Source organism: uncultured Corynebacterium sp. (assembly GCF_902489365.1).
Classification (GTDB): Bacteria; Actinomycetota; Actinomycetes; order Mycobacteriales; family Mycobacteriaceae; genus Corynebacterium.
Window position 1 is genome coordinate 1 of the sequence record NZ_CABTZR010000145.1, and the last position, 2,662, is coordinate 2,662.

Consider the following 2,662-nt stretch of genomic DNA (forward strand, 5'->3'; position numbering starts at 1 on the left):
GCGAAGGCCAAGGTGGGTTCAGACACTGCGGCGGAGCGGCAGTGTGGGATGGCAACGCCACCGGGGACACCGGTGCCAGCCTTTGCTTCACGCTCGATGGCGGGGCCAGCCAGTTCCTCTACGGAGGTGGCGCGGCCGGTGTCGTGGACAAGCGTGGCCAGGTTGGTAATGACTGATTCGATGCTGTCACCGAAGTCGGCGTCGAGCGCCACAAGATCGGTGGTGATGAGTTCTGATGACATCGGGTACGTACTCCTCAGTACTGCTAAAAGTCGGTGACGGCTTGAACCGTCGTGTGTTCGATATCTAGTTCTTCAGGGGTTGGTATCTGGGTTCCCGGGAGTGCTGCGGCAGCCGAGCCGTAGGCCACCGCTTGGCGCAGGGCTTCCGAGTAGGAGGCACCCGAGCGGCGGGCGAGGATATAGCCGGAGAGCGAAGAATCACCGGCACCCACGGTAGAGCGCAGGGTAATCGGCGGGGGAGTAGCGGCCCACGCTTCATCGGCAGTGACCAGCACTGCGCCAGCGCCACCCAGGGTGACGAGAACCTCGGGGACGCCGCGCTTGACGACGACCCTCGCGGCCTTGACCACACCGCTAAAATCACCGTTCTCGGCGGCTGCTTCGAGGGCCTGACCATCCACGTTGGCTAGCTGGCCAAGCTCAAGACCATTCGGCTTGATGAGGTCGGGGCTGGCAGTTTCGAGGTTTTCTCCGAGAGCCACCATAGGGGCATCGGAGGTGTCGACGGCTACACGGATGTCGGGGTTGGCTTCGCGCGCGACACGGATGAGCTGCGTGTACCAATCTGTAGGAACGCCTTGGGGAAGAGAGCCCGCCATGACGATCCACTCGGCGTCAGTGCAGTGTTCAGCAACGGCCTGTGCCACGTCGTGCTGAACTGATTCATCGAGCGTGGGGCCGGGGCCGTTGAGTTTGGTCGTACGGCCATCCGGTTCGGTCAGGGTGGTATTGGTGCGCACCGCGCCATGTGTCGGCACGGCGTGTACGGGGATAGACGCGTCAGCGGCGAGGGCTAAGAAAGGGTCTGAGTCCACAGCCGGTAGAAGGGCCAGACTGTCGACGTTGGCGAGCGTTACGGCGTGCGTAACGTTGACGCCTTTACCACCGGCAACGCTGGATACAGACCCTGCGCGGTGTACAGCGCCAGGCTCGAGTTCCTCGTTCAGGCGCACGGTGGCGTCGATGCTTGGGTTGGGGGTCAATGTAAGGATCATCGTGGACAATGTCCCCTTTCGCGGAGTGCGTATATTGGGGGCAAACGCGCCTCGGCGGCGTGGACAAGTGCTTCGGTGCGGATTGCCTGTGTCAGCGTGAAATTAATGTTGTTTGATGTTGATTATTGCCCGTATATGTCCGAATGTCAATGGAATCACTGTGGTTTTCGTTGCATTTTTGACCGACTTGTGCTGATCTGGATAGAGAAAAACATCGTCTCCGTAAGGAAATGTGTCATGGAAAACGCATCCCCATCCACCATTAAAGGCACCGGCGTCGTCGCCGGCGTTGCATACGCTGAGGCGGTGTGGGTTCGCCCACGCCCAGAACTGCCCACGGCTGGAGAAACCGTGGCGGAGGAGCAACGTGATGCTGAATACGATCGCTTCCTCGAAGCCGCCGACATCGTTGCCAGCAGGCTAGAGCAGCGTGCCGCTGGTGCTGAAGGTCAGGCAGCAGAAGTTCTGGGCGCTACTGCTGGAATGGTCAAGGACCGAGGTTGGCACAAGGCAGTGCGCAAGGGTATTCGCAGCGGCAAGAACGCCGAATATGCAGTTGTTGGTGCCACAGACAGGTTTGTCACCATGTTTGAGGCTGCCGGCGGCGTAATGGCCGAGCGTACGACTGACCTCAAGGACGTGCGAGACCGCGTCATCGCACAACTGCGCGGTGAGCAGGAACCGGGCCTGCCCATGGTTGAAGGGGAGGCGGTGCTGTTGGCGGATGACCTTGCACCGGCGGATACCGCAACCTTGGACACCACCCACATCAAGGCGCTAGTGACCGAGCTGGGTGGCCCCACCAGCCACACGGCAATTATTGCTCGTCAGCTCGACCTTCCGTGCATTGTGGCGGTCGGCGCTGAGCTGCGCACGATCGAGGCGGGAACCCAGATCTTCGTCGATGGCTCCGTGGGAACAGTGGCCCTTGGCGCGGATCGCGCCGCCTCGCTGAAGGCTGTAGAGGAATACCGCGAGAAGGCGGCACGAGTGGCCGACTGGCGGGGGCCGGCCCAGACCAAGGATGGGCACCGCGTGCAGTTGCTCGCCAATGTTGCCGACGGCAACGCAGCTCGCATCGCCTCTGATTCGCAGGCAGAAGGTATCGGTTTGTACCGTACGGAGCTGTCCTTCCTCTCCGCGAGCGAAGAGCCCACCGTGGAGGAGCAGGCGCGCATCTACGGCAAGGTTTTCAACGCTTTCCCGGACTCCAAGGTCGTTGTTCGAACGCTCGATGCCGGTTCTGATAAGCCGATCTCCTATGCCACGTTGGACTCTGAGGAGAACCCCGCCTTGGGCGTCCGCGGCCTGCGCATCGCCCGCGATAACGAGGCACTTTTGACCCGTCAGCTCGATGCCATCGCGCAGGCCGCAGAAAAGCGTGCTGATGGTGCTACCACTTGGGTCATGGCTCCCATGGTGGCC

The 2,662-nt window shown here is 61.5% G+C and carries 3 protein-coding genes; 1 reads left to right on the forward strand and 2 read right to left on the reverse strand.

Going from position 1 to position 2,662, the window contains the following annotated elements; genetic code table 11:
- Together RDN59_RS11900 and RDN59_RS11905 are read right to left on the reverse strand one after the other, a co-directional pair.
- Positions 1-242, reverse strand: a 242-nt coding sequence (locus RDN59_RS11900) for a PTS sugar transporter subunit IIA (protein ID WP_308608016.1), incomplete at its 3' end; no start/stop codon positions are given.
- A 23-nt stretch (positions 243-265) separates the two neighbouring features.
- Positions 266-1,237, reverse strand: coding sequence for a hexose kinase (locus RDN59_RS11905; protein ID WP_308608017.1), 972 nt, complete (start codon positions 1,235-1,237; stop codon positions 266-268).
- A gap of 237 nt (positions 1,238-1,474) precedes the next feature.
- On the opposite strand from RDN59_RS11905, the gene RDN59_RS11910 reads away from it, so the two are divergent.
- Positions 1,475-2,662 (forward strand): putative PEP-binding protein (locus tag RDN59_RS11910; protein ID WP_308608018.1); only part of this gene is annotated, 1,188 nt, incomplete at its 3' end.